At 65.2% G+C, this 23,092-nt stretch carries 31 protein-coding genes and 1 pseudogene; 15 read left to right on the top strand and 17 right to left on the bottom strand.

The annotated features are described in order from the left end of the window. Nucleotides 1-393: pseudogene (tnpA, locus tag APQ99_RS10675) on the bottom strand (IS200/IS605 family transposase). A gap of 180 nt (nucleotides 394-573) precedes the next feature. Here tnpA and APQ99_RS10670 point away from each other — a divergent pair. From APQ99_RS10670 to APQ99_RS10660, 3 genes are all read left to right on the top strand, one after another. Further along, on the top strand, nucleotides 574-1,227 hold the full coding sequence (locus tag APQ99_RS10670; RefSeq protein WP_010904095.1) for a potassium channel family protein: 654 nt from the start codon (nucleotides 574-576) through the stop codon (nucleotides 1,225-1,227). Nucleotides 1,228-1,655: 428 nt separating this feature from the next. Continuing rightward, nucleotides 1,656-2,648, top strand: coding sequence for a ParA family protein (locus APQ99_RS10665; protein WP_010904097.1), 993 nt, complete (start codon nucleotides 1,656-1,658; stop codon nucleotides 2,646-2,648). Continuing rightward, a complete protein-coding gene (locus APQ99_RS10660; protein ID WP_010904098.1) occupies nucleotides 2,648-3,046 on the top strand; it encodes a hypothetical protein in 399 nt (132 codons plus the stop codon). Before APQ99_RS10665 ends, APQ99_RS10660 begins: the two co-directional genes overlap by 1 nt. A 6-nt stretch (nucleotides 3,047-3,052) precedes the next feature. Here APQ99_RS10660 and gvpM read toward each other — a convergent pair whose 3' ends face one another. The 10 genes from gvpM to gvpD are packed head-to-tail and all read right to left on the bottom strand — an operon-like array spanning nucleotide 3,053 to nucleotide 8,538. Then, nucleotides 3,053-3,274: a gas vesicle protein GvpM gene (gene gvpM, locus APQ99_RS10655; protein ID WP_012289625.1), complete on the bottom strand. Its 222-nt coding sequence runs from the start codon at nucleotides 3,272-3,274 to the stop codon at nucleotides 3,053-3,055. After that, complete coding sequence (gene gvpL, locus APQ99_RS10650) at nucleotides 3,255-4,094, bottom strand: gas vesicle protein GvpL (protein WP_012289626.1); 840 nt, start codon at nucleotides 4,092-4,094, stop codon at nucleotides 3,255-3,257. Before gvpL ends, gvpM begins: the two co-directional genes overlap by 20 nt. After that, complete coding sequence (locus APQ99_RS10645; RefSeq protein ID WP_010904100.1) at nucleotides 4,091-4,450, bottom strand: gas vesicle protein K; 360 nt, start codon at nucleotides 4,448-4,450, stop codon at nucleotides 4,091-4,093. The genes gvpL and APQ99_RS10645 overlap by 4 nt, the downstream gene beginning before the upstream one ends. Before the next feature lies 1 nt (nucleotide 4,451). Beyond that, nucleotides 4,452-4,748: a gas vesicle protein GvpJ gene (gene gvpJ / locus APQ99_RS10640; RefSeq protein ID WP_010904101.1), complete on the bottom strand. Its 297-nt coding sequence runs from the start codon at nucleotides 4,746-4,748 to the stop codon at nucleotides 4,452-4,454. Next, nucleotides 4,745-5,086, bottom strand: coding sequence for a gas vesicle protein GvpI (gvpI, locus tag APQ99_RS10635; protein ID WP_010904102.1), 342 nt, complete (start codon nucleotides 5,084-5,086; stop codon nucleotides 4,745-4,747). The genes gvpJ and gvpI overlap by 4 nt, the downstream gene beginning before the upstream one ends. Next, nucleotides 5,083-5,574 (bottom strand): gas vesicle protein GvpH, encoded by a 492-nt coding sequence (gene gvpH / locus APQ99_RS10630; protein WP_010904103.1) that lies wholly within the window; start codon nucleotides 5,572-5,574, stop codon nucleotides 5,083-5,085. Before gvpH ends, gvpI begins: the two co-directional genes overlap by 4 nt. After that, the gene (gvpG, locus tag APQ99_RS10625) at nucleotides 5,574-5,825 is read right to left on the bottom strand and encodes a gas vesicle protein GvpG (protein WP_012289627.1); all 252 of its coding nucleotides are present in this window, start codon (nucleotides 5,823-5,825) and stop codon (nucleotides 5,574-5,576) included. The genes gvpH and gvpG overlap by 1 nt, the downstream gene beginning before the upstream one ends. Nucleotides 5,826-5,827: 2 nt before the next feature. After that, a complete protein-coding gene (gvpF, locus tag APQ99_RS10620) occupies nucleotides 5,828-6,481 on the bottom strand; it encodes a gas vesicle protein GvpF (protein ID WP_010904105.1) in 654 nt (217 codons plus the stop codon). Beyond that, entirely contained in the window at nucleotides 6,474-7,055 is a 582-nt protein-coding gene (gvpE, locus tag APQ99_RS10615) for a gas vesicle transcriptional activator GvpE (protein ID WP_010904106.1), read from the bottom strand. Before gvpE ends, gvpF begins: the two co-directional genes overlap by 8 nt. A gap of 4 nt (nucleotides 7,056-7,059) precedes the next feature. Further along, nucleotides 7,060-8,538, bottom strand: a complete 1,479-nt coding sequence (gvpD, locus tag APQ99_RS10610) for a gas vesicle protein GvpD (RefSeq protein ID WP_010904107.1) — start codon at nucleotides 8,536-8,538, stop codon at nucleotides 7,060-7,062. Nucleotides 8,539-8,806: 268 nt separating this feature from the next. Here gvpD and gvpA point away from each other — a divergent pair, with 268 nt between their 5' ends. From gvpA to APQ99_RS10575, 7 genes are all read left to right on the top strand, one after another. Continuing rightward, nucleotides 8,807-9,046 (top strand): gas vesicle protein GvpA, encoded by a 240-nt coding sequence (gvpA, locus tag APQ99_RS10605; protein ID WP_010904108.1) that lies wholly within the window; start codon nucleotides 8,807-8,809, stop codon nucleotides 9,044-9,046. An 84-nt stretch (nucleotides 9,047-9,130) separates the two neighbouring features. Then, the gene (gene gvpC / locus APQ99_RS10600) at nucleotides 9,131-9,988 is read left to right on the top strand and encodes a gas vesicle protein GvpC (RefSeq protein WP_012289628.1); all 858 of its coding nucleotides are present in this window, start codon (nucleotides 9,131-9,133) and stop codon (nucleotides 9,986-9,988) included. Further along, nucleotides 9,985-11,019, top strand: a complete 1,035-nt coding sequence (gvpN, locus tag APQ99_RS10595; RefSeq protein ID WP_010904110.1) for a gas vesicle protein GvpN — start codon at nucleotides 9,985-9,987, stop codon at nucleotides 11,017-11,019. Before gvpC ends, gvpN begins: the two co-directional genes overlap by 4 nt. A gap of 22 nt (nucleotides 11,020-11,041) precedes the next feature. After that, nucleotides 11,042-11,377 carry a gas vesicle protein GvpO gene (gene gvpO, locus APQ99_RS10590; RefSeq protein WP_010904111.1) on the top strand — a complete coding sequence of 112 codons (336 nt, stop codon included), beginning with the start codon at nucleotides 11,042-11,044 and terminating at the stop codon, nucleotides 11,375-11,377. 90 nt (nucleotides 11,378-11,467) lie between these two features. Further along, complete coding sequence (locus tag APQ99_RS10585; RefSeq protein ID WP_010904112.1) at nucleotides 11,468-12,166, top strand: potassium channel family protein; 699 nt, start codon at nucleotides 11,468-11,470, stop codon at nucleotides 12,164-12,166. Between the two features lie 91 nt (nucleotides 12,167-12,257). Next, nucleotides 12,258-13,451 carry an inorganic phosphate transporter gene (locus APQ99_RS10580; protein WP_010904113.1) on the top strand — a complete coding sequence of 398 codons (1,194 nt, stop codon included), beginning with the start codon at nucleotides 12,258-12,260 and terminating at the stop codon, nucleotides 13,449-13,451. Nucleotides 13,452-13,564: 113 nt separating this feature from the next. Beyond that, entirely contained in the window at nucleotides 13,565-13,879 is a 315-nt protein-coding gene (locus tag APQ99_RS10575; RefSeq protein ID WP_010904114.1) for an SHOCT domain-containing protein, read from the top strand. Nucleotides 13,880-13,913: 34 nt separating this feature from the next. Here the strand turns inward: APQ99_RS10575 and APQ99_RS10570 are convergent, their stop codons facing one another. Continuing rightward, nucleotides 13,914-14,219, bottom strand: a complete 306-nt coding sequence (locus APQ99_RS10570) for a putative quinol monooxygenase (protein ID WP_010904115.1) — start codon at nucleotides 14,217-14,219, stop codon at nucleotides 13,914-13,916. A 112-nt stretch (nucleotides 14,220-14,331) separates the two neighbouring features. On the opposite strand from APQ99_RS10570, the gene APQ99_RS10565 reads away from it, so the two are divergent. Together APQ99_RS10565 and APQ99_RS10560 are read left to right on the top strand one after the other, a co-directional pair. Beyond that, nucleotides 14,332-14,601 carry a hypothetical protein gene (locus APQ99_RS10565; protein ID WP_010904116.1) on the top strand — a complete coding sequence of 90 codons (270 nt, stop codon included), beginning with the start codon at nucleotides 14,332-14,334 and terminating at the stop codon, nucleotides 14,599-14,601. Beyond that, nucleotides 14,598-15,344: a lipoate--protein ligase family protein gene (locus tag APQ99_RS10560; RefSeq protein ID WP_012289629.1), complete on the top strand. Its 747-nt coding sequence runs from the start codon at nucleotides 14,598-14,600 to the stop codon at nucleotides 15,342-15,344. The genes APQ99_RS10565 and APQ99_RS10560 overlap by 4 nt, the downstream gene beginning before the upstream one ends. Nucleotides 15,345-15,358: 14 nt before the next feature. Here APQ99_RS10560 and APQ99_RS10555 read toward each other — a convergent pair whose 3' ends face one another. Next, on the bottom strand, nucleotides 15,359-16,378 hold the full coding sequence (locus tag APQ99_RS10555; protein WP_012289630.1) for an amidohydrolase family protein: 1,020 nt from the start codon (nucleotides 16,376-16,378) through the stop codon (nucleotides 15,359-15,361). A 121-nt stretch (nucleotides 16,379-16,499) separates the two neighbouring features. Between APQ99_RS10555 and APQ99_RS10550 the strand changes: the two genes are divergently transcribed. Together APQ99_RS10550 and APQ99_RS10545 are read left to right on the top strand one after the other, a co-directional pair. After that, a complete protein-coding gene (locus APQ99_RS10550) occupies nucleotides 16,500-17,585 on the top strand; it encodes a tubulin/FtsZ family protein (protein ID WP_010904119.1) in 1,086 nt (361 codons plus the stop codon). A gap of 73 nt (nucleotides 17,586-17,658) precedes the next feature. Further along, nucleotides 17,659-19,050 (top strand): sodium-dependent transporter, encoded by a 1,392-nt coding sequence (locus tag APQ99_RS10545; RefSeq protein ID WP_012289631.1) that lies wholly within the window; start codon nucleotides 17,659-17,661, stop codon nucleotides 19,048-19,050. Nucleotides 19,051-19,085: 35 nt separating this feature from the next. Here APQ99_RS10545 and APQ99_RS10540 read toward each other — a convergent pair whose 3' ends face one another. The 4 genes from APQ99_RS10540 to APQ99_RS10525 form a co-directional block, all read right to left on the bottom strand. Continuing rightward, nucleotides 19,086-20,090 (bottom strand): metal ABC transporter permease, encoded by a 1,005-nt coding sequence (locus APQ99_RS10540; protein WP_010904121.1) that lies wholly within the window; start codon nucleotides 20,088-20,090, stop codon nucleotides 19,086-19,088. After that, nucleotides 20,090-20,866 carry a metal ABC transporter ATP-binding protein gene (locus APQ99_RS10535; RefSeq protein ID WP_010904122.1) on the bottom strand — a complete coding sequence of 259 codons (777 nt, stop codon included), beginning with the start codon at nucleotides 20,864-20,866 and terminating at the stop codon, nucleotides 20,090-20,092. Before APQ99_RS10535 ends, APQ99_RS10540 begins: the two co-directional genes overlap by 1 nt. Further along, nucleotides 20,848-21,897 (bottom strand): metal ABC transporter substrate-binding protein, encoded by a 1,050-nt coding sequence (locus APQ99_RS10530; protein ID WP_010904123.1) that lies wholly within the window; start codon nucleotides 21,895-21,897, stop codon nucleotides 20,848-20,850. Before APQ99_RS10530 ends, APQ99_RS10535 begins: the two co-directional genes overlap by 19 nt. Before the next feature lie 450 nt (nucleotides 21,898-22,347). Continuing rightward, complete coding sequence (locus tag APQ99_RS10525) at nucleotides 22,348-22,728, bottom strand: hypothetical protein (protein WP_136361701.1); 381 nt, start codon at nucleotides 22,726-22,728, stop codon at nucleotides 22,348-22,350. Between the two features lie 98 nt (nucleotides 22,729-22,826). Here APQ99_RS10525 and APQ99_RS12635 point away from each other — a divergent pair, with 98 nt between their 5' ends. Beyond that, nucleotides 22,827-23,000: a hypothetical protein gene (locus tag APQ99_RS12635; protein WP_168731177.1), complete on the top strand. Its 174-nt coding sequence runs from the start codon at nucleotides 22,827-22,829 to the stop codon at nucleotides 22,998-23,000. Nucleotides 23,001-23,092 lie beyond the last annotated feature (92 nt).

Here is a 23,092-nt window from a genome sequence, read left to right as displayed (position 1 = left end):
CTACTGATTTTCAACGTAATCCATCAACACGTCGATGCTGACCTGCCCGGTCGTGGTGAGGAAGTACCCCGGTTGCCAGAAAGCATCTTCGAGGCGGTCTTTAACATTGGGGTACTCTTTGCGAATCCGGCGCGAGGTGACGCCCTTCAGGGAGTTGATGAACTTTGTGAGGTTGGTGGTGGGTTTGGTCGTGAACTGGATGTGAACGTGGTCGGTGCCACCGTCGACGTTCTGTATATCGGTCTCGAAGTCCTCTGCAATCTCGTGGGCAACTTCGGCCACGCGTCCCAGCCGCTCATCGGTGAGAATGTCGGCCCGGTACTTCGTGACGGTTACAAAGTGAGATTAGAGCGCGTAGACTGTGTGCGACCCGGACTGCAGGTTGTACTCTATTTGGCCTCACGAAAAACAATTCACCCAAGTCGCACAATTCTTGTGCCGGTGGGTATTCCCTCAGGCAGACCCGCGTGGACTGTGGCACCGGGCTTACGCGGTTCACGCCCGCCGTGGAACGGCGGGATTCTCTCGCTGAATCAAGATAGTTTGAAGACCGTTGGCTGTGAATGAGAATATATGCCACAACTGAAGCGCTTCGTGATCGCCGGCGGCGGTCAGGTCGGCCTCCAAGCAGCCGGCAACCTCTCGTCGCTTGGCCATGACGTGGTGCTCATCGAACCCGATGAGCAGCGCGTCGCGGAGCTCTCCGACGCCTACGTCGGCCCCGTCATTCACGGCGACGCGACCCGGCCGTCGATTCTCACCCAGGCCGATCTCGACGACGCCGACGCCATCGCCGCGCTCACCGACGACACCAGCGCGAACCTCGCGATCTGCATGGAAGCCCAACACCTCAACCCCGCGATTCAGACGCTCGCCCGCGCGGACACGCAGTGCAACGAGGAGTACGAGGAGGTCGTCGACGCCACCCTCCTTCCGAAATACCTCGGTGGCGACTACGCGGCGGATATGCTCACCGGCGAGGACGTTCGCACGCTCGTCTACCCCACGAGTGATCTGGACATCATCGAGATCTCGGTCGCCGAGTCGGCACCTGTTGCCGGCCGCCGCCTCGATGAGATCGCGCTCCCGGAGGGGAGCCTCCTGATCTCGACCGCCGACCGCGAGCACCTGGCTGGCCCGGAGATGGTCTTAGAACCCGAGCGCCGATACGTGCTCGCCGTCGAAGCGGACGTGGCGGACGAGGTCAGGGACCTCATGCGGGGGTGACGCCGTCGTGGGCGGCACACGACTGACGACCAGTCGCTTCCAATCAGCCCGAGACGGCAGTAGTCAGGTGAGAACTGGGTCTGTAGCGGGTAGTCGAGGTGGGAAAGCCACCACACCCGTGTCGCTGTGACAGTGGGCCGGAACAGTAGGCTGTTACAGACAGTAGGTACAGAGATCTGTTACAGAACGCTGTAACAACTACCTGTGACAGACAGGTAGGTCGTCCGAGCGGGCAGTGGCCAGGTGTCGGTGATACGGGATTGCTGCGAAAACGCGGCTGCAGCCGCGACAGTGCGGTTCCGGGCGTTCCCTGTGACCGATGGCCCTCCAGATTTCTGTTACAGATAGTCGTTACAGATATCTGTTCCAGAAAACTGTCAAGACAGTCTGACACAGATATATGTAACCGGGTGCTCGTAGGGACACACATGATCACGGCGGTTGTCTACGCCGAGTCCGGAGGAACGTTCAAAACCACGATGACCGCGAACCTCGCGGTCGCGCTCAGCCGAATGGACCTCGATGTGCTGGTGCTTGACCTCGACCCGCAGACTGGCAACCTCACGTCACTGTTCGACGTGGGTGAGGACCGCAGCGATCCGAACGCGGACAACCTTGTCAAGCACATCCTCGAGATGCCGGACGGCGACTTCGCATCGCTCATCGAGACGTCCCCAGAGGGCGTCGACATCGTGCCGAGCCACGACATGCTGAGTGACTTCACGTCCAACCTCGAACAGAAGATCACGTACGAGACCGGCGTGAAAGACGTGTCCCGCGAGGAGTACCCGCGCTACGAGCTGCTGTACCGGCTGCTGTGGGAGCGCGAACAGGTGAACGAGCAGTACGACGTGGTGCTCATCGACCCCAACGCACGCGCCGAAGACCTCCTGTACAACGCGATGTACGCGCTTCGCACGCTCGTCGCGCCGGTCAAACCGGCTGGCAAGGGCAGCCTCAGCCTGGACGGCCTCGAAGAGATGGTCGGGAACATGGAGACCGAACTCGACATCGGCGTCGGCTTGTCGTGTGTGGTCCCCTGTGGGGTGGGGCAGACGAACGCCCACAAGCAGTACCGCGACCGGTTCGAGACCACGGACGCGTTCGCGACACCGGTCTCGATCGGCTCCCGAGAGAGCCTGATGGACGCCATGTGGGAGGCCCACGGATCTGCGTTCAAAGTCATCGAGGAGCGCTGGAAGACCTACGAGGGCGACGACGGGATGGTGAGCGAGCGCGGAAAGCGACGGGTGCCTGACCGCGAACTCGAAACCCTGGAGACGATTTGGCGACTCGCCGGGTTCATCGCCACCGACACCTTCGACGCCACGGTCCCCGAAGAGTTGGTCCTGGACATCGTTGACGACGGGACCGAGACCCTGCAGATGGCGGGCAACGGACACCCGGAGGTGGCCGACTGATGGGGAACTCGTTCAAGCAGGGCGCTGGCGACCTGGACTTCGGCGGCGACAGCACCGCCGACGAGGACGAAGCCGACGACGCGACGGAATCCGGTCCGGACGCAGCCGACCCAACCCCAACCGAACAGGGCGCGACGTCGGAGACGGACGGACACACGTACCCCTACTTCGTGCGCCGAAACACGGTTGGTGACGAGCGCGACAACCGCTTGGAGGTGTTCGCCCGCGACAGGGTGGTCGCCCAGGAGGCCGAGTTCCGGCGGCAGCTGGCCGCCCGCCTCGACACTGACGCGGTGTCGAAGACCGACGCCCGCGAGTACGCGCTGTTGGCGGCGTTCGACAATGTGGATGCCGTCGCCGACCGGATGGCCAACGACGGCTACGGCGAGACGGAGTAGTTGAACTCAGGGCTGGGCGTTCCGGCGGCGGTGGTCGGCGTCCCAGCCGTCGAATATGCCGTATTCGGTCATGGTGGTCATGCCCGCGATCGCGGCGCGAAGGCTGATCCCGAGCAGGGGGACGCCGGCAACCGTGACGATCGCGTCCGCCTGGATCACGGCCCCGTCGCGCAACAGTACGTCGACGAATTCAACGATGGCGTGGGAGTTACGCTTGGTTGGGTTCATCGGTACAGATGTCGGGCGCGAACGTGTACGGCGGCCAGGGGCCGGTGAATCGGATCGTCACGCCGTCGCGTGCGGCGATGTCGTCCAGTTGCGATCCCAGCGCGGATTCGTCGGTTTCGGGCGCGAGCACGGCGAGTCGCGCGATCGGCGTATGACGCTCGGATACCGACTCGTCCCGCAGAGACGTTGTGGTGTCTTGGGACGCCACCTGGGTGGCGACCGGTTCGACGGCTGCGGACAGGTCACTGGCGAGCGCCGACCGACGTGCCCGGCGGCGCTCCGCCAGCCGGGCGTCGTACTGCTTTTCGAGCAGGAACGTCGTGCCTGCGTCAGCCTCGGCCTGGCGCGCTTCGAGAGCCTGGAGCGTGTCGTCGGTGGCGGTTACGTGCGCCTCGAAGGGCTGTGGGTCCCACAGCAGGGTGACGCGATACTCCCAGCAGCCGGCAAACCCGTCCAGTTCAGTGCGGAGACGGGGATGCGTGTCAGCAAGCCAGTCGGTGAGCGCACTGTCGCCGCCGGCGAAGACGGTGTCGAACCGCATCGGGAGTGGCGTGCCGAACACGTCACTGACATCGTCGACGACCTGCTGGTGGGTGACCAGCCACCGCTTCACCTGATCGATGTCGTCGGCGTCGTACACCGACGTGCAGTCGTGGACGACAGCGCCGACGCCGTCGACGGAGACCACGCGAACGGTCTCGTCGTCGATTCCCGTCGTCTCCCCGACGGAAGCTGATGGCACGGACGTGGTGTCGACGACGCAGTAGACGTACCGCCCGTCCGAAAGCTGTGCGCGAGCCTGCGACTGTGCGGGCGTCACGCTGACCCACCACCGGAGTCGCCGTCAGCGCTGTGCTGGGGTTCGAACCCCGGTGTGGAGTCGGCCTCCGACATCTGTGTGATGGCGTCCCGGAGCACGTGGTCCAAGTCGTCTTTGAACTCGTCGACGGCCGCCTCGATGTCCTGGTCGGCCTGCAGGCGGTCTAGTTCCGCCTCGAGCGCCTGGAGTTGGCTCCCGAGTCGCTCGATCTCCGCGTCCGACAGGGAGCCCGACTCCATGCGCCGCACGGCCTCCCCTTCGAGTGCCTCGACCAGGAGTTCGACGACTGTCACGACGAGCGCCGTGAGCCCGCTCTGGAGGTCCTCGTCGTCGTGGTCGTCAAGCGCGATCTCCATGTTACTCCGACCCCTCCGTTGTGGGTGGGTCAGGGCGCTCAAGCACCGACTTGCTGTCGTCGGCGTCCACGCCCGCGGCGGCAGTCACGCGCTCCATGTCGGTTCCCGTCGGGAAGTCAAGCCCGTACTCCGCGGCCGTCTCGAAGGACGCAATGGCTGCACGAAGCTCGACCCCGAGGAGCTCCGTGTCGCCGACGCTGACCGCGATGTCGGCGTTGACCACCACTCCCTTGTCGAGCAGCAGCTCCAGGGTTTCGGCGAGATCACCCTGTGAGCGCGTTGGTTTGGGGTCGCTCATTTGTCGGTGGTCGCCGTGTTGTGGAGACGCAGCCCATACAGCCGCGCTCGGGCCGCGGTCGTGGCGTGCGTGGGCTGTTCCGGGACGGTCGAGTGGGCGTTTCGGGCTGCGTTTTGGGCGTTCGTTCGTTGTGCCGGCAGCGTCGAATGTGCGGCCGGGTTGGTGGTGTCGCTGGTGGGCTGCTCGGTGTCGCTGCGGCGGCGGTTGCGCGCCCGCTGCTCGGCGAGCGCCGCGTGTTGGGCGATGAGTTTGCGCCGCGCGGCGTCCCGGCTCTGTTGGGCGTTCCGGCGGGCGTGCTGTGCGTTCTGGCCGTGGGTGTGTCGGTTCGTGGGTGTCATGTGTCGGTGGCTGATGGCTCGCTGGGGGTGACCCGCAGCTCGAGGATCTGGTTGGTGACCGTCAGCGACGTGATCGTCATCCCTGGGTCGTCGAGGGTGAGTCGCTCGACAACGTCGTCGCCGACGCTGATCGTGAGTGCGCCTGTGTCCTCAACGGCTGCATCGACGGCTGTCTCGTCGGTGACGCCCGGCAGGTCGGCGACCACCACGAGGTCGTCGCTGTCGTCGGACGCGCGGGTTTCGATGTGCGCCGTCTCCGCATCGCCTGCGTCGTCGGCGTTCCCGGCGGGCGTCGACGGCGAACGGGCGTCGGAACCCAGACCGATCGAAACGGCGTAATCGTAGTCGATTCGTGTGCGACCGCGGTCGATCGTGGAGTGGCCGTGCTGTTCGCCGTTGTCGTCGTCGAGTTCTGCGAGCGTCTCGATGAGGCGACTGAGCTGGTCGAGGAGCCCGCTCGGCCGGTCGGACGGATCGTCGGTGGGCATCAGTTCTTGATCTCCATGCGGTCGCGCATCTGGTCGCGGATCTGTTCGGCCGTCCGCAGTTGGGCTTCCAGCTCCTGTTTGCGGCGCTCGTACTCGTCCGCGGGCCGGTCGCCGATCTCGTACAGCAGCTGGTTTTCCTTGATCTGGTCGCGGATCTCGCTGGTGTCGTACAGTTCGTCGAGGGCCATCGTCTGGAGGATATCCACCAGCGAGAGGAACGGGTTCACGAACAGGTCATCGAGGACGAACACGGCTATCTACCCCCCTGTTGGGCCTGCTCAGCGCCGATATGGATGTCCACGAAGTTGTACGGGGGCCACGGGCCCGTGTACCGAACCGTGAGGTCGTCGTGGGCGGCGTCGATCTCGTCGATGGCGGCGTCGAAGGCGTCCCTGGTGTCGTGCTCGACCAGATACGACTTGTTGATGATCAGTCGGTCCGTGAAGCAGTCGTTTTCCGTTTCCCCGACGCTCAACGCACTCAGCCGGGCGGTGACGTCTGACCGAACCGCGGCCGTGTCGACGGCGGTGTCGTCACCGGGCGCAAGCACCTTCACGCCGAGCTCGACTGTGCCGGCGATCTCGGTGAGCGTGCTCCGGAGTGCCCGGCGTGCCCCCCGGAGCACGCCTTTCAGTGTGCGCGCGTTCTTGAACGCCATTCCGAAGCTCATTGGGACGACAGCGCGCGTGGCGTCGTGTTCGAGCACCGCCTGCAGGACGGTGTTGTGCGCTTCAACGGCCGCGTCGGTTCGCTCGGGGTCGGTCGTCTCGATGTCGGAGACGACCGCCGACAGCGATCTGTACGAGACGGTGTACGCGCGGGTCGCGCCGGCGACGCCGTCGACGTTCAGGGCGAGCGATTCGTTGTCGTCGATGATGCCGTACGTGTAGAGGTGTGACTCACTCATCCTGGGGCTGTGGGTCCGCTGATTGGTTCACGATGCAGTCTGCCATGATGGTCTGTAATCCGACAGCGAACGTGAGCAACTGCAGGACGACGCTGTCGACGTGCTCGATGGCGGCTTGGGCGTCCGCGACGCGGTACACCTTCCGCTTGGTGAGTTCGCTCATTTCGAGGAGGCCGGCATCGGCGAGCTGCTTGAGGTGTGGGTACATCGTGCCCGGGCTGACATCCGCGCCGAACAACCGCCGCACGTCCTGTAGCAACTCCTTGCCACAGGCACCGCCACGCACGGTGATCAACACCAGCAACACTTCGTCGATGTATTCGGCGATGATGTCGTCGCCGACGCCGTGGAGCTGGGCGTCGTCCAGCCAGGCCTCGAGCAGCGGGAGGTCGTCGCCGGTCAGCGGCGTGTCCGTGTAATGGTGTGGCGGATCATCGGTGTAGAGCTGGGACGTGTCGTCGATGGTGGCGTCGAGCGCCGCCGTGAGCTCCAGGGTCGGCAGCGAGAACTCCACGTCGGCGTCGACGCCGGCCGCATCCATCTCGGATTTGAGCTCCGCTAAGAGGTCGTCCATGCGGTCACACCATCTCCGTGAGCGTGATTTCCGGGATCGTGCCGGACTGGTCGACGCCGATTCCGAGCAGCGGCGTGAGCGGGGTTTCGCCGTACAGCACGATGGCGTCGCCGGCACACTCCAGTCGGAAGTGCATGTCCGCGACGCGGTCTGCTCGCGTGCGGAGGGCGGTCCCTGGCTTGGTGATGAGAACGCTTGCGTCGTTGTGCAGGGCGACGTAGTTCGCGAAGTCGCCCAGGCGGGTTTCGAAGGCGTGGTAGGCTGTATCCATGCTAATGACGTGTAGCAGCGGCCCGTCACTGTGCTCTCGGATCCGTTCGGCGCGGGCGATATACGGGTCGTAGGACAGCGTCCCGTGTTCGGTCGGCGTGGTGTCGTGGCCGGGCAGTCGGTCGGGATCCACTGCGTCGTCGTGGTCTCGCGTGGGGCCGGCGTACGTCTCGAAGACGTGGCAGTGCGTGTCGAACACCGCCTTGGAGAGGACCGCGCTGAGGTCGTTGTGCAGCAACCCCGGGCTGCCCTCCTTGGGGGGGACGACGGCGACCCCCATCTCGTTTGCGAGGAAGTTCCGGATCGCCGGCAACACCAGCACGCTCCAGGCATCGCGGGACAGGTCGGCCCCCAGATCGAGGTGGACGACCCCGCCGCGATTGAACCCCCCCGAGAGGATGGTATCGAGGTCTCGGATCCCCGTGGAGAATCGCGCCGTCGGGTTCGCCAACGGCTCCCAGGTCGCCTCGTCGGGGACCGACTGCGTGGTCGACAGCTCGACCGGTGTGATGGCTTTGAACTGTCCGTCGGCCAGCGTGAACGGCTGTAGGCGGTTCTCGATGCGGACGCCACGGAGCTTCTCTAACCGCAGCTGGCGTCTGGTGCGGCCGCGCTCGTTGTCCGTCACGTGGAGTGTCACGACGCCGTCGACGATGTACTCCAGTGGCGACTGGGTGGCCGTCTCGGACACCAACACGAGGCGCACGCCGGCGTCGCGGGCGAGCGCCACGAGTTGGTTGGTGACGGTTTCGATGCTGGGTGGGGAGTCGTGGCGGGCGGCTAGATACTCGTAGACCAGCCGCCAGCTGTCGAAGGCGAGTGTGAGCTTGGTGGCCGGGGCGCTGATGGCGTCGACCCACGAGAGCAACGACTCCAGGTTCAGCGTCTCGAAGGGAACGTCGACATCCATCGGCAACCCGAACGGGTCCTGTGAAAGGTCGAGCAGTGCTGTTCTGTCCAGTGCGGCGTGCCCTTCGACGTACATCTCGTAGACGGTCTCCTGATCAACGCGCGTGGACACGTAGAGCACGTCTCCCTCTCGGCTCAGCACGTCGAGGCCGCGGATCGTGAACAGCGTTTTGCCCGTGCCTGGGGCACCGTTGACCAGCAGCGTCTGGCCCGGCTCGCCGGTGAAAAACCGCCGGATCTCGCGGGGGAAGTGTGCGATCCCCTCGTGGGATGGGGGTGCGTGGAGTGGCGTGCGTGCGCTCATTGGTCGGTCTGTGTGGTCGTCGGTCGTGTGGTGCCGGTGGTCACCTCGCGGCGTGACTGTCTCAACGCTCTGTTACCTGGAGTTTCGACCCGTAATATTCAGTTCGACTACCATTACAAGTGTTGAAACAATCCGAACGCATTTTTATCTTGTTCAAGATTTTGTACAAATCAGCGAACTATTACGAGCGCCGAAACGGGGGTTGAACTCACAACGGCGGTTTTCCGGACACTCCCTGTAGTTGCGGGTGGGTACCACCCAGATCACTATGGCGCAACCAGACTCCTCAAGCTTGGCGGAGGTTCTCGACCGTGTACTGGACAAAGGCGTTGTCGTCGACGTGTGGGCTCGCATCTCGCTTGTCGGGATCGAGATCCTGACCGTCGAGGCCCGCGTCGTGGCCGCATCGGTCGACACGTTCCTCCACTACGCCGAGGAAATCGCGAAAATCGAACAGGCAGAACTCACTGCGGGTGCCGAGGCCCCCGAACCGGCACCCGAGGCGTAGCGAGAGCACTCCGGTGAGCAACCAGGGAGATGCATCGAACACAACCACACCACGCCGCTTTCTTAGCCCCATTCCACCCAGACAATGACGGTTACAGACCACCGAGAGGCGATGATCGAAGCCCGGGCGGCAGTCACCGACGTCCGCGAGGCGATGGACGCGTACGCCGAGGAGTTCGCCGCGGACGTCAACAGCATCCGTACGGACAGCCGGCACCGGGAGAACATCCGTGACATGCGGGCGGCCGTGGACGCGTACTGTGAGTCGTTCGCCACTGCTGTCAGCACTCACCACGACGAGACCGCCGCGCTCCGGGCGGACCTCGAAGCCACGGCAGCGGCGTTCGACGCCTACACCACCGCGTTCGCTGCCGACGCCGCCGCTATGCACGACGTTTCGGCGCTGCACCGCGACATCGAAGCGCTGCGCGAGGAGTTCCGTGCCGTCACGACCGACTTCGAGGACTACACCACCGACGAGTTCGCCCCCGCCGTCGGGGCGTTGCACGCGGACGCCGCTGAGACGGCGGCGTCGTTCACCGCCAAACAGGAGGGGTTCGAGGCGTACCGGCACGACGTGCACGAGAGTGCCGTCCCCGCGCTGACCGCTGACATCGCGGCAACGCGGGCTGACTTCGACGACACTGCGGCGTCGTTTGCTGCGTACGCACGTGCGTTCTACGGACACACCGACGACGCCACTGCCCAGACGGACGCCGACGACACCACTGCCCAGACGGACGTGCTGTCGGGCCAGGCCACAGTCACCAGGGCACAGCCCGAAGAGGACGACACGCCCGAGGACATGGTGCAGTGTCGGGTGTGCGAGGAGTACTACCAGGCGATCACTGAGCCCCACCTCCAGACCCATGAGATGACCATCGACGGCTACCGCGACGAGTACGGCGAGGACGTTCCGCTCCGGCCGGATGATCACGCATGACCGACACCTCACGGAACCGCAAGGTCAGAGGGTCGAAAATCCGGTCCTCGCGCAGCGATAAGCGTCAGTCACGGGGCAGCGAGGACAAGGAACTCAAGCGGCTCGCGGACGCGCGGGACACCGATTCCGAGCAGGCAGGCGACCGCGTCGGCGACGCGTTCATTCCCGACGAGCAGTCGTTCATCGAGACCGACGCGGTGGCGCGGGTCACCGACCGCATGCGGCGGTGGCTCAGCGTCGACCGACCGGTTCACTTGATCGGACCGACTGGCTGCGGGAAGACCGCAGTGGCGATGCACGTCGCTCGGACGCGTGACCGGCCGGTGGTCTGGGTCAACGGGGACGCCGACCTCACGACGAGTGATCTGGTCGGGGAGTACGCCGAGACCGAGCGCATCTCGGAGCACGACCAGTTCATCCACAACGTCGTCAAGCGCAAGGACATCGTCCGTGACCGCTGGGTTGACAACCCGCTGACGCTGGCCGTCCAGGAGGGCGCGACGCTCGTGTACAACGAGTTCTCGCGCACCAAACCAGTGGCCAACAACGTGTTGCTGTCGGTGTTCGAGGAGGGCGTCCTCGAGCTCCCCGGCAAACGCGGGGCGTCGCGGTACGTCGACGTGCATCCGGCGTTCCGAACGATCCTGACCTCGAACTCCGTCGAGTACGCCGGCGTTCACGAGCCACAGGACGCGTTGCTCGACCGGCTGGTCGGGCTGCACATGGACTTCTACGATGCCGAGACCGAGACCGCCATCGTTCGTGCGCACGTCGAGGCGGCCGACGTGCCGGTCGCGGCCATCGTGGGGATGATGCGCGAACTCCGGGAGCGCCTGGAGATCACCGTCGGCACCCGCGCCGCGATCATGGCGGCCGAAGGGCTGACTGCGGCCGACGACCCGGACGCCGACACCGTCGTGGACGTGTGTACGGACGTGCTGGCGTCGAAGGTGAGCCAGCGAAGCGACGTCGAGGCGCTCCGGGACGTGATCGAGGAGACGCTGGCTGACCGCGGAGTAACGCTTTCGTGATGGCACCCGACTACGCACACGCATGGACGATCCAGTAGCCGACCAACCGGACGGCACGGATGAGACCCCCGACGGCGACACAGCGGGATCGTCGCCGATCGGGCTCGCTGACGCCCAGGCGCGTGCTCGGGAGGCCGTTGCCGAGCTGCTCGAACACCCCTTCGACGGCATCATCACCGCCGAGTCGGGGGCCGACGGCGGGTGGCGAATCCTCGCCGAAGTGGTCGAGCGGAGCGCCGTCCCCGACACCCAGGACATCATCGGCCGATACGAGATCACGCTCGACGACGGCGGCCGCGTCACCGGGTACGAGCTGCGTGAGCGCTACCGGCGCGGCGAGATGAAAGAGGAGCTGTGAGGCGGGGCGGGAGCCGGCACCCCCACGCCGTGGCGGTCAGTGGGTGAACAACCGAAGCGAGGATTTATCCGCGTTGTGAACGCGACAGTGATGCAGGTCATCATCGTCGGAGCGGGGACGGTCGGAGCGCCGCTGGTGGACGTTGCGACTGGATCCGGGAACGAGGTCGTCGTCGTCGAGCAGGACGGGGGGCGCGCGAACGAGATCGCCGACGCCTACGACTGTGCGGTGTTGCACGCCGACGCCACGGACGAGTCGACGATCCAGGACGCAGGGGCCGACCGCGCCGACGCCCTGATCACCACCACTGGGCGGGATCCGACGAATCTCTTCGTGTGTCTGCTCGGGGCCGAACACGACATCCCCACGGTTGTGTCGCTGCTACAGCGCCCGGCGCACCGCCACCTGTTTGCGGAGTTGGGCGTCTACACGGTTGCCGGGCTGCACGATCTCGCCGCCGAATCACTGTACCGGGTTGCCAGACAGCCCGCCGTATCGGAGTCCATGCCGGTTGCTGGTGACGCGGCCGTGTTCCGGATCACGGTGGGCGCTGACGCGCCGATCGCGGACACGATGCTCGTGGATGCGCGGTCGACGGGGGTGTTGCCCGACGACGTCCTGGTTGTCGCGGTCCGGACGGGCGACGGGGAGGCGGAGATCGCGCGCTCGGAGACGACGATCACCCCCGGTGACGAAGTAACGGTGTATTCGAGCCGTGGCACCACGGCGGACGTGACAGCTGTGTTCAGCACTGACGTTCGCGAGGACGGCGCCCGCGGGCGGTTCTGAGTGGATGGCGGGCGTGGTTGCGTCCGCGATCGACGCATCCATACGGACGGACTCGTGAGAACAGCCCAGCACGGGGAGACGGATTTCATTCATGGCTTCGCTTCTCGCACTCGTGGCGCTCGTTGCATCGATGTTCATGGCGTTCACCGTCGGCGCGAACAGCAACTCCGCACCGATCGCGCCGGCGGTGGGCGCGAACGCGCTGTCGACGCTGCGTGGGGCGTTGCTGGTCGGGATCGTGGCCGGGCTGGGCGCGATCTCCCAGGGCGGCAGCATCTCCGAAACCATCGGGCATGGACTCGTCACCGGTGTCACGATCACACCCCTGGCCGCCGCGGCGACGCTGCTGACCGCCGCCACCCTCATCACGATCGGGAACTCACGGGGATACCCGATCCCGTCGGCGTTCACCGTCACCGGCGCTGCGGTCGGGGCGGGCGTCGCACTCGGGGGCGGGTTCGCGGTCGGCACGTATCTCAACATTCTGGGGTTCTGGTTCGCGATCCCGATCGTCGAGGGCGTGCTCGCGTACGCGCTCGCTCGGGTGCTGATCGGTGACCGTGTTCCGGACCACGTGACAGTGCCCGTGCTCGCGGGCGGTGTCGGGTATGCGTTGGCGATGATTCGGCTGTCGGTGCTGCCCGCGCCACAGGGCGCGCGGGCCACGGTCGCCGGCGTCGTCGCGCGCCACCTCCCTGCGGGGGTGGTGCCCACCACCGCACTGGGCGTCGCCGGCGCTATTGCGGTGGTGCTCGCGGGCGCGATGTACTGGCAGTTGCGGCGGGACGTGACGACCGGCATCCACCGGCTGCTGGTGGGGCTTGCGCTGGCCGTCCTGTTCACCAGCGGCGGATCCCAGGTGGGGCTTGCCACGGGGCCCCTGGAGCCAGTGTTCGAGTCCGCGCTGGATCTGCCGGCGATATACCTGCTGGTTCTCGGCGGCGTTGGCATCCTGGTTGGCGGCTGGGTGCGGTCGCCGCGACTGATCCAGGCGGTCGCCAGGGAGTACGCGTCGCTTGGCCCGAAGCGGTCGATCGCGGCGTTCATCCCGGCGTTTCTGACCGCACAGGCGGCGATCATGTTCGGCTACCCGATCTCGTTCAATAAGGTGATGATCTCAAGCATCATCGGGGCCGGGCTCGTCGGTGGAGCGGCCGACACTGGCGGCGTGTCGGTCACGAAGACGGGCTACACGGTGGCGGCGTGGGTCGGGTCGATGGTGGGCGGGGCGGTGCTCAGTTTCGGACTCTACCGGCTGCTGGCGGCGATACCGGGATTACAGTAGGCACCGGGAGTCGGCGTATGAATGTGCGTTCGGCTGTGTTCCCGGAGTGCGAGAACGGCCCCCTTGGTTAACTGTGGGGCTGGCGTACACACACACGAGGAGGTGTCCAACGAATGATTCGACACACTGGGCTCGCACAAATGGGGCCACACCATGGTGCGCACGGGCCGATGGGGGGCGGCATGGCCGGGGGGCTGATCTCGACTGTCCTGTGGCTGGTCGTCCTGGCTGCACTCGTGGTAGCGATGGGGTATCTCGTGGTCCGTGTCCGCCGTGCCATGGACGATGATGGGGCGACCGGCGGCGACACCGCCATGGCAGTGCTGCGGGAGCGCTACGCGGCCGGCGACATTGACGACGAGGAGTTCACGGCTCGACGGCGCACTCTCGAACGGGAGCGCGATGAGACGCCCCCGAAACACCAGTGAGACGGGGCCAGTCGGCAGGAGCGCGGCGGCCGGGTTACAGGGGTGGCTCGGTGACGGAATCGACATCGAACCGGCGGATCTCCGGCTCGCCCGCGAGCAACTCCGGAAGCTGCTGTTCGAACGCCTGGAAGTGGTCGGTCTGCGAGTGGGCGTCGAACGCGGCGGCGTCCTCGTACTGCTCGAAGAACCGAACCACGTTGGGGTCCGAAACGTCGACCGCGGCGCGGTAGTCGATCAGTCCGTCCTCGGTCTGTGACTGCTCGACGAGGTCCGCGATCAGTTCGAGGGCGTCGTCGCGCGCGTCGGGGTCGAATCGGAACGTTGCGTGTACGACGATCATGGGGTGACCGAGGAGGGCCGCGGGGAAACGTGTGATGGATGGATAGTGTCGTGCCGGTTCCGGGTCCGAGACCACCCAGGGAACTTACGGCCGGTCGCGCACACGGACTGATATGGCGCAGCACGGAACAGTCAAGGTCCCGGACGGCAAGCTCGTTAGCGTGTCGCTGACAGCCAACGATCGCATCACGTCGGTGCGCGTGACTGGCGATTTCTTCCTCGAACCGCCGGAGGCGCGCCCACACCTGGAGCGCGCGATCGAAGGGCACCCGGTGGACGTCGACGCCGCCACGCTCCGGGAGGCGATCGCGGACGTGGACGCCCGTCTGATCGGGTTCGAGGCGCGCGATCTGGCCGCCGCCACCATGGAGGCGATCGCGTGACGCTTCGCGTCATCACCGACGGCACGTACAGCGAGCCGGTCCAGCAGGCCCTCGAACGTGTGCTTGCGGACAAGGTTGCGGCTGGCGACATCGGGCCAACACTCCGGGTGTGGTACCGGGACGCCCCCGCGGTCCCGATCGGGCGGTTCCAGTCCTACGAGGACGAGGTCGCCACCGACTACGTGGAGCGCCACGACATCGACGTGGTGCGGCGCGCGACCGGTGGCGGGGCGATGTACGTCGAACCCGGTGCGGTGCTGACGTACTCGCTGTACCTCCCGCCCGAGGACGTTCCCGACGACGTTGCCGACAGCTACGTGTACCTCGACCAGTGGGCCATCGACGCCCTGCAGGCTGTCGGCATCGACGCCAGCTACGAGCCGCTGAACGACATTGTGCACGCCGACGGCAAGCTCGGCGGGGCGGCGCAGCTGCGGACTGACGGGGCGGTGTTGCACCACACGACGATGAGCTACGATCTGGACATCGAGCGGATGCTTCGCGTGCTCCGGATCGGGGAAGAGAAACTCTCGGATAAGGCCGTGGCGTCCGCCGAAAAGCGGGTTGCAGTGATGACTGATCACACTGACGCGTCGCGTGCCACGATCGTCGATGCACTCGTTGCGGCGATCGGGGACACGTTCGAAACGCGGCGGGGATCGCTGTCGGCGGCGACTCGGGAGGCGGCGCGCACGCTCGCAGCCGAACAGTTCGACACGGCGGCGTGGACGCGGAAGCTGTAGGGTGCCCGGAATCGCTACGTGAGCACGCGCTTGACGTCGAGGCCGGTCGCGCGCCGCACGACCGCCTGCACGGGATCGACGGCGTTGCGGAGGTTGTGTGAATCGCCGTCCAGCACCACGAGGGCGGCGCGCCGCCCGGGTTCGATGACGCCGCAGTCGAGGCCGGCGATCTCGGCACCGGCGGTGGTCGCCATTCGCAGGACATCGGTGGCGGAGACGTCGAAGCGCTTGGCGGTGGTGGCCATCTCCCGGAACATCGACGGCGGGTTCAACATCACGTTGTCAGTGCCGAGCGCAACGGTGGTGTGATCGAGGAGGGCGGGGATCGGTGCGTCGCCGACATCGAGCACCGTGTTTGCTCGTGGACAGACCGCGATCGGGACCGACTGGTCAGCGACACGCGTGAGGTGGGTGTCCTCGGCATGCACCATGTGCACGAGGAGGTCGGGCTCCAGGTCCAGGGCCGGATGGATGTCGGTGGCGTCGGGTTCGCCGGCGTGGATCGCGAACGGGGCGTCGCGACGCGTGCAGGCGGCGCGTTCGTCGGCGAAGTCGTTGTCGTTGGCACCGGACGCGCCGTAGCCGTCGGCGATGTCGAGCACGTCCGGGTCCCCGCTGCCGAAGATGAACGGCGTCACGTCGACGGTGTCGGCGGCGGCGCGCAGTGCCTCCGTGCCGGGGCGGCCGGACTCCCGGAAGTCCAGGCAGGCAACGGTGCCGGTCTGGTGCATGAACGTGAGCGTGTGGCGCATCGCTGCCACCAGGTCGTCGTCGTCGGCGGCCGCCAGACGCCGATGTTTCAGGCTGTTCGGCGGCGCTACGGCGTCGTCCAGGGAGAGCCCCACGGCCGCTTCTTTCGCGATGGAGTCGCCGAGATGGGTGTGGGCGTTCACGAACGCGGGGAGAATGATGTCTTCGGAATCGACGTGGGTGTCTTCCTCGACGGCGTCGATGCGGCCGTCATCGATCACGACACGTCCCCGGGTCGGCTCGAAGGCGTCGCCGGCGAGAACGGTCCCTGCGAGTTCAGTCATACCCGCACTCGGCACTGGGGACCGATATGCGTTTTCGAATGCGCGAGTCCCGACTGATTGTGGGGGAGTGGCGCACGCACGTTCCTGAGTGCTTTTACGTGTCGTGGCTGAATACGGTGGTATGCGCGTTGTCGCCATTGGAGTCGGCGGTGCCGGCGGACGCATCGTCGATGCGCTCCACGAAGATGACAGCACACGAGAGGCGTCGTACCTGGCCGGCGGGTCGGTGCTTGAGACCGACCGCGGTGCGCTGGCTGCGCTCGACGCCGTCTCCGAGGAGGATCGCCACCACTTCGGGCACAGCGGGTTCGGGGGTGATGCCGACAGTCCCCGGGAGCGCATCGAGGCGCTCGCCGAGGACGATCACGTCGAGATGCGGCGGGCGGTCGACTCGGCGATCACCTCGGATGCGGCCGCGATCATCGTGATCGCAGGGGTTGGCGGGGCGACCGGGTCAGTGATCGCGCCGAAACTCACCGACGCGTTGCAGCGCATCTACGACCGGCCGGTGTACGCGGTGTCGGTGCTGCCGGCGACCCACGAGGAGGTTCCGCCGGAGAACCCGGCACGCGCGATTGCGGCCTTCGAGAGCGCGGCGAACGCACAGCTCGTGTTCGACAACGACGCCTGGGTTGACGACAGAAACGACGTGGAAGACGTGACCGACGGGCTAAACGCGGAGTTAGCGATGCGACTCGGGGCGCTGTTCAGCGCCGGGGAGGCCGTGACTGCGGAGTCCGTGGGGCAACGCGTGGTCGACGCCAGTGAGGTCATTTCGACGCTCGACGAGGGCGGGCTGGCGACGATCGGGTTCGCCCGCCAGCCGCTCGGGACCGACGGGGACGACGGCTCGCTGCTGGATCGCGCCCGAGAGCTGGTTGGGATGGATGAGACGACCGTCGACGAGGTGGAGTCGATCAAGGCGGTGGAGACGACCCTGCGGCAGGCGACAAACGGCCGGTTGACGTTCGACTGCCCGCGGGACGCGGCCAGGAGCGGGTTGCTCGTGGTGTCCGGGCCGCCGGAGTGGCTCCACCAGACGGCGGTGTCCGACGGCCAGAGTTGGCTGGCCGACGAGATCGGGTCCGTACAGCTTCGCACCGGTGACAACCCGATGCCCGGCGGGGACGAGCTCACGATCCTCGTACTGCTCGGTGGGATTCGGGGTGCACCCCGCATCAAAGAGATCCAGGCGGCCACCGATTGAACCGCCGTCGAACCCGCCGTGACGGTCCGAAACGACACAAACTTCACCCTACAGTGTCCAGTGTTGTGCACTGATGGTTGATCGTGATTCGTGGGTGTCGAACGTCGGGTTCGTGCTTGCAGCCGTCGGCAGTGCGGCAGGCCTCGGGAACATCTGGCGGTTCCCCTGGCTGACCGCCGACAACGGCGGGAGCGCGTTCCTCGCGATGTACCTGTTGCTCGTGGTTGGCATCGGGGTCCCGGGACTGCTCGCGGAGTTCGTGCTCGGGCGGCGTGGCCGCCAAACACCCATCGGCGCGCTCCGCTCGCTGATCGGTTCCCGATGGGGGACCGCAGTGGGGACGTTCAACGTCATCACCACCGTGGTGATGCTGTCGTTCTACTCGGTTGTCGGCGGCTGGATCCTCCGGTACACACTGCTCTCACCGACGGGCGCGTACTTCGCACAGCCACAACAGTACTTCAGCCACGCGAGCCACGGCCTCCCTGCAGTCGGATTCCATCTGCTGTTCCTCGGGATCATCGCTTTGATCGTCTTCTTCGGCGTGAGCCAGGGGATCGAACGCGTCTCGAAAGTCATGCTCCCCGCGGTCGTCGTGTTGCTCGGCGGGCTGGCTGTCTGGACGGCCACCCAACCCAACACCGCCGCCGGCTACGCGTTCTACCTCGGCTTCGACCCCGACTACCTCGCTGCGAATTTCTTTTCGGTGCTTGGTCCCGCCGCGGGGCAGGCACTGTTCACGCTCTCACTGGGCGCTGGCGCGATGCTCACGTACGCCTCCTACCTCGACGACGACGCCTCGCTGCCACGAGATACGGTCGTGATCGCGATCTCCAACACGGCGATCGGCGTGCTCGCCGGGCTGGTCGTCCTCCCGTTGTTGATCTCCCAGGGCATCACCCCGGGACAGGGCGGCCCCGGCGCACTGTTCGTTGCCCTCGCAACCGCGTTCGGTGCACTCCCGGGTGGCAACGTTGTCGCCACGGTCTTCTTTTTCACCGTGCTGTTGGCGGCCGTGACCAGCGGCATCAACCTCCTCGAAACCCCCGTGGCGACGCTTGTCGACAACTACAACGCCTCCCGGCGGGTCGCGACGGCGGCAGTGACACTGCTGCTCGCGGCCACCGGCAGCGGGCTGGCGCTCGCCGGGCCGGCGTTCCGGTTCGTCTCCGGCCCCGTCGTTGATGTCATGCTGACCCTAGGCTTGCTTGCGTTCCTCGGGATCGTCGGTTGGGTGCTGCGCGAGGAGGCAGCAGCTGAGTTCCGGGCCGGTGCCGGCCGCCTCAGCGGGCTGGCGACCCCGTGGGTGGTGGCGGTTGGCTGGGTGCTTCCGGTGGTCGTCGTGTTTTCGTTGACGACGACAGTGGCGTCCATTACCGGCGTCTCGCTGACGAACACCACGCGTGCGGCGATCGCCGTTGGCGTGGCGGTCGCGTGCCGCACTGCCGTCACGCGAACAGCGTGACGGAGACTGTCTCGTCGCCGGCGAGTAGCAGTGGCTCAGTCGTCGGTCGTCGTCGGGTCCGAGTTCGGGGAGATCGCCCCCATCTCCGGCGTTTCAGTGCCGGTGAGGGCGGTCTGTAGCTTCCCCGCCAGGACTGCGAGCACGTAGACTCCAACGGCGAGCAACACGATCACTCCCCCGGCAGTCGCTTCCCCGTAGTAGGAGACGGCGATGCCCAACACCACGGCGATTTCCGCGAGCACGACTGACACGAGCAGTGATTCGTTGAAACTGCGAGCGACCTGTGACGCTCCCGCCACGGGGACGACGAGCATCGCCGCCACGAGGATGACGCCCATGATCTGCATGGCACCGACGACGACCATGGCGGTCAGCATCACCATGATGCGGTTGTACCAGTTCACGGACAGCCCGGAAACCGCAGCGGCGGTCTCATCGAAGGTCACGTACAGCAGTTGGTTGCGGGTCACTCCGACAACGCCGATGATGATCGTGAACAACACCAGGAGGATGGCGGCGCTGTCGGTGGAGACCGTCGAGAGGTTCCCGAACAGGAACTGATTGACGCCGACGGCCAGCCCACCAGCGTTGATGCTGATGAGCGTGGTGCCGAGCGCGAACCCAGTGGACAACACGATCGCCATCGAGACGTCGTTGTACGCGTCGGTCGTCTCCGAGATCACCTCGATCAGTAGCGCCGCGACCATCGCCACGATCACCGCCGTCAGGTACGGCGAGATCCCGAACTCAAAGACGGCGTTCAAGAACAGGCCGATGGCAACGCCGGCGAACCCAGTGTGGGCGAGGGCGTCCCCTATGAGGGCGAGTTGCCGGTGGACTAGGAACGTCCCGATGAGCGGGGCCATCACGCCGATGCAGAGCCCAACCAGGATCGCGCGGTGCATGAACCCGTATTGGAGGACCTCCAGGCCGGTTGCACGCGCAACCCCGGTCATGAGCTGCGACCAGACGCCAAGCAGCCAGTACAGCGGGCCGAGCAGCGGTTCGATGACTGCCGGCTGGACGATCACGTCCGTCATCAGTCGTCACCGAGCACGGCGGTCGTGGTGCCGAACGCGCGTGCGAGCGCGTCGCTGTCGACGAACTCCGCCGTGGGGCCGTCGAAATGTAGTTCTCGGTTGAGACAGATGACGCGCTCGGCGTGCTCGGTGACCGCACCCAGGTCGTGTTCGATGAGCACGACCGTGATACCGTCGTCGTGCAGCACGTCCAACAGGTCGTAGAACGCAGCCACGGACTCGATGTCGACGCCGACCGTGGGTTCGTCGAACACGAGCAGTTCGGCCTCACCGGCGAGCGCGCGAGCGATGAACGCGCGCTGTCGCTGTCCGCCGGATAACTCGGTGACGCGGCGGTCGGCGAACGCCGACATGCCGACCGTGTCCAGCGCCTCGTCGACGACGGCCCAGTCGTCGGCCGACAGCTGGCCGAAGCCGACGTGTGGGAACCGCCCCATCTTGACCACCTCCCGGACGGTGATCGGCATCTCCTTGGAAGCGCTCGCGTGTTGGGCGACGTAGCCGATGCGCGAACCGGTGTCGAACTGGTGTGCTGGAACCCCGAACAGGCGGGCACGACCACGGTCGGGCCGCAACAGCCCGAGCATGAGCTTCATGAGCGTGGACTTCCCGGAGCCGTTGGGCCCGACGACGCCGATGTACTCACCGGGTGAGACCGCAAGGGAGATGTCTTCGACGACCGGGGTGGCTGTGTACCCGAACGCGACATCGGCGAGCTCGATGGCGGGCGTGTCGGCAGTGTTGTCGTGGTGTGGTGTCATTCGAAGTTCCTCCATGTGGCGTTCCACTCGGCGCCCCCGACGTCGTCCGGAGCCGCGTTCCCGAGCAGGAGCTTGAACGTGGGCATGTTGATGTTACGCGCGATCTCCTCGTAGCCCCAGCCCTGCTGGACCCAGTCCTCGCGAACGCCCGCGTAGGGCGTGACTGGGTAATAGGCTTCCACGTCGGTTTCACTGAGCAGCTGTTCGGCGGGGCGGCGGGTTTCGAACACGGCCGCACCGATGTACGTGATGTCGTTGTCGTCGATCGTTTGCTTGGCGTCCATGATGTCGGATGCCTTGACCGTCCCGCTGGCGGCCAAGTTCACCACCAGCGGCCGCATTTCGATGTCGTAAGCCGTCCCGAGGTATTGGAACGCGTTGTGCGCGGCCAACTGAACGACGTCACGGTCGGCGCGGTCGAAGATGGCGGCGTATGCGTCGTCGAGCTCGTCCAGGACCCCGGATTTGTACGCGGCGGCGTTCGTTCGGAGTGTGTTTTCGTGGGAGGGTGCGAGCTGAACGAACCCCTCGGTGAGGTTGTCGATGGACTGCTTGGCTCGGTTCGGATCGAGCCAGAAGTGAGGGTCTTTGCCGCGGTTCTGGCCGATGCCCTCCTCGTCGCGGTCGAGGCTCGCAGCGAGGTCAACGAGTTCGACGCCATCCCGAACGTTGATGCGGCGAGTATCGGCGTCGTCGTCGTCCAGTGATTCGATTGCGCGGTCAACCCAGGGTTGAAAATCCGGGCCGACGTGAATGAGCGCGTCGGCGTCGAGGATCTCCTTGGTGATGCTTGCGTTCGGCTCCCAGCCGTGGCCGTGGAGCCCCGTGGGAATGAGATTGCGGACGGTGATCGGCGTGTCGGCGACGATCTTCCGCGCGAAGTCATAGAAGCTGAAAAACGACGCGACTGCGACGGTCGGTCCCGATTCCGGGTCTCCGTCGGTGTCGCCGCTCGTTATGCAACCGGCGAGGCCAGCGCTGAGAACGCCGGCGCTGGCAGTGAGTGTGCGTCTGCGTGAGAGGTGCGTGTGTGTCTGCTCGTCCATCGGTACTGGGAACGTGACGGATAGAATTATAAAGTAGTTTCTATCTAAATCTAAATTTAGATGTATCAAATCCTTGGACGGGCGTTCCCACCAGAGACCACGCGATTCCCACGATCGTGCAACTGACGCCCGGCTAAAGGCCCGAGAGAAGATCTAATATCGGCATGCCGATCGAAGGGGTAAGTACAGACACAGGCAACGCGATGGCCACACAGGGTAGGTTCTCGTTTTGGGTAGGGATAGCGAGGCGACAGGAGTTCACTTGCGCTAACTGGAAGCCGGTGCTCGGGAACCGATTACCAATGGCGAGTTCGTCTTTGGCCGCGGTGTGACACCAATAGACGTGAATAAGAACGCAGAGCTCGGATCGTTCGAGGTCCGCACAACGACTCCAGACCGGATCGTCTGCTGTTGGCGAGCAGAGGTGGAATAGTTGTGCGGGGCGGTCGTCTACTGAAGCGTTTCGCTGCCCGAAGGTGTGTCTAGAGTGACATCGACCCCAGGATCCGCAGACCACCAATCGTCGCCTGGAGGCCGTTCGCCGTCGTCAGTGTCGAACTTTATTTCGTCTTCTTTGTCGGGTTTGACCTTCCCCTGAACGATAGTTTTTGAGTCGTACCGTTTGACTGTGTCATTACCTAGGAACCCGGTATCGACAGTTTCACAGGTTGCATCGCTGTCTGGGACTTCCGCCCTGTAACCGCCTGTTCCGCCGTTTGAAGCGACTTCAAACGTGATCGAGAAGGATTTCGTGGAGGTGGGCTGAACCGACTCCGACTGGGCTGTATTTTCACTAGCTACAGCGCTTCCGGAGACAACTGAGGGTGTCATAGAACAGTTCCCATACTGCTGCTACGCTCTCGTTGAATCGCTAAGTACAGACTGACGCTCTATCAATATTTAACATGGCTCCTTTTTATTGTTTTTCTGTGCCGAAGTCTGATGCCGATATCAACCGTCTCGGGACGCAGATGATGATTTTGGGTACACAGGTCAGTTTACTTGGTCTCGCTATTGCTCACTACTTCAATCCAGTTGTCGGGCTCACGGTTTTCGCGTCCGGATTCCTCGGAACTATTGGTGTATTCATGGATACTGAGTAGGCGAATTCGCTCAATCCGCAATCCCACTTAGCGGGTGATTCGATACATATGGCCTGAAACTAACCCTTGTGAATCGTTCTATGACACCCTAG

This window comes from Halobacterium salinarum DSM 3754 (assembly GCF_008124605.1).
GTDB lineage: Archaea > Halobacteriota > Halobacteria > Halobacteriales > Halobacteriaceae > Halobacterium > Halobacterium salinarum.
The sequence above is the reverse complement of the archived record's forward strand: the minus strand, read 5'-3'. Positions and strand labels throughout refer to the sequence as shown.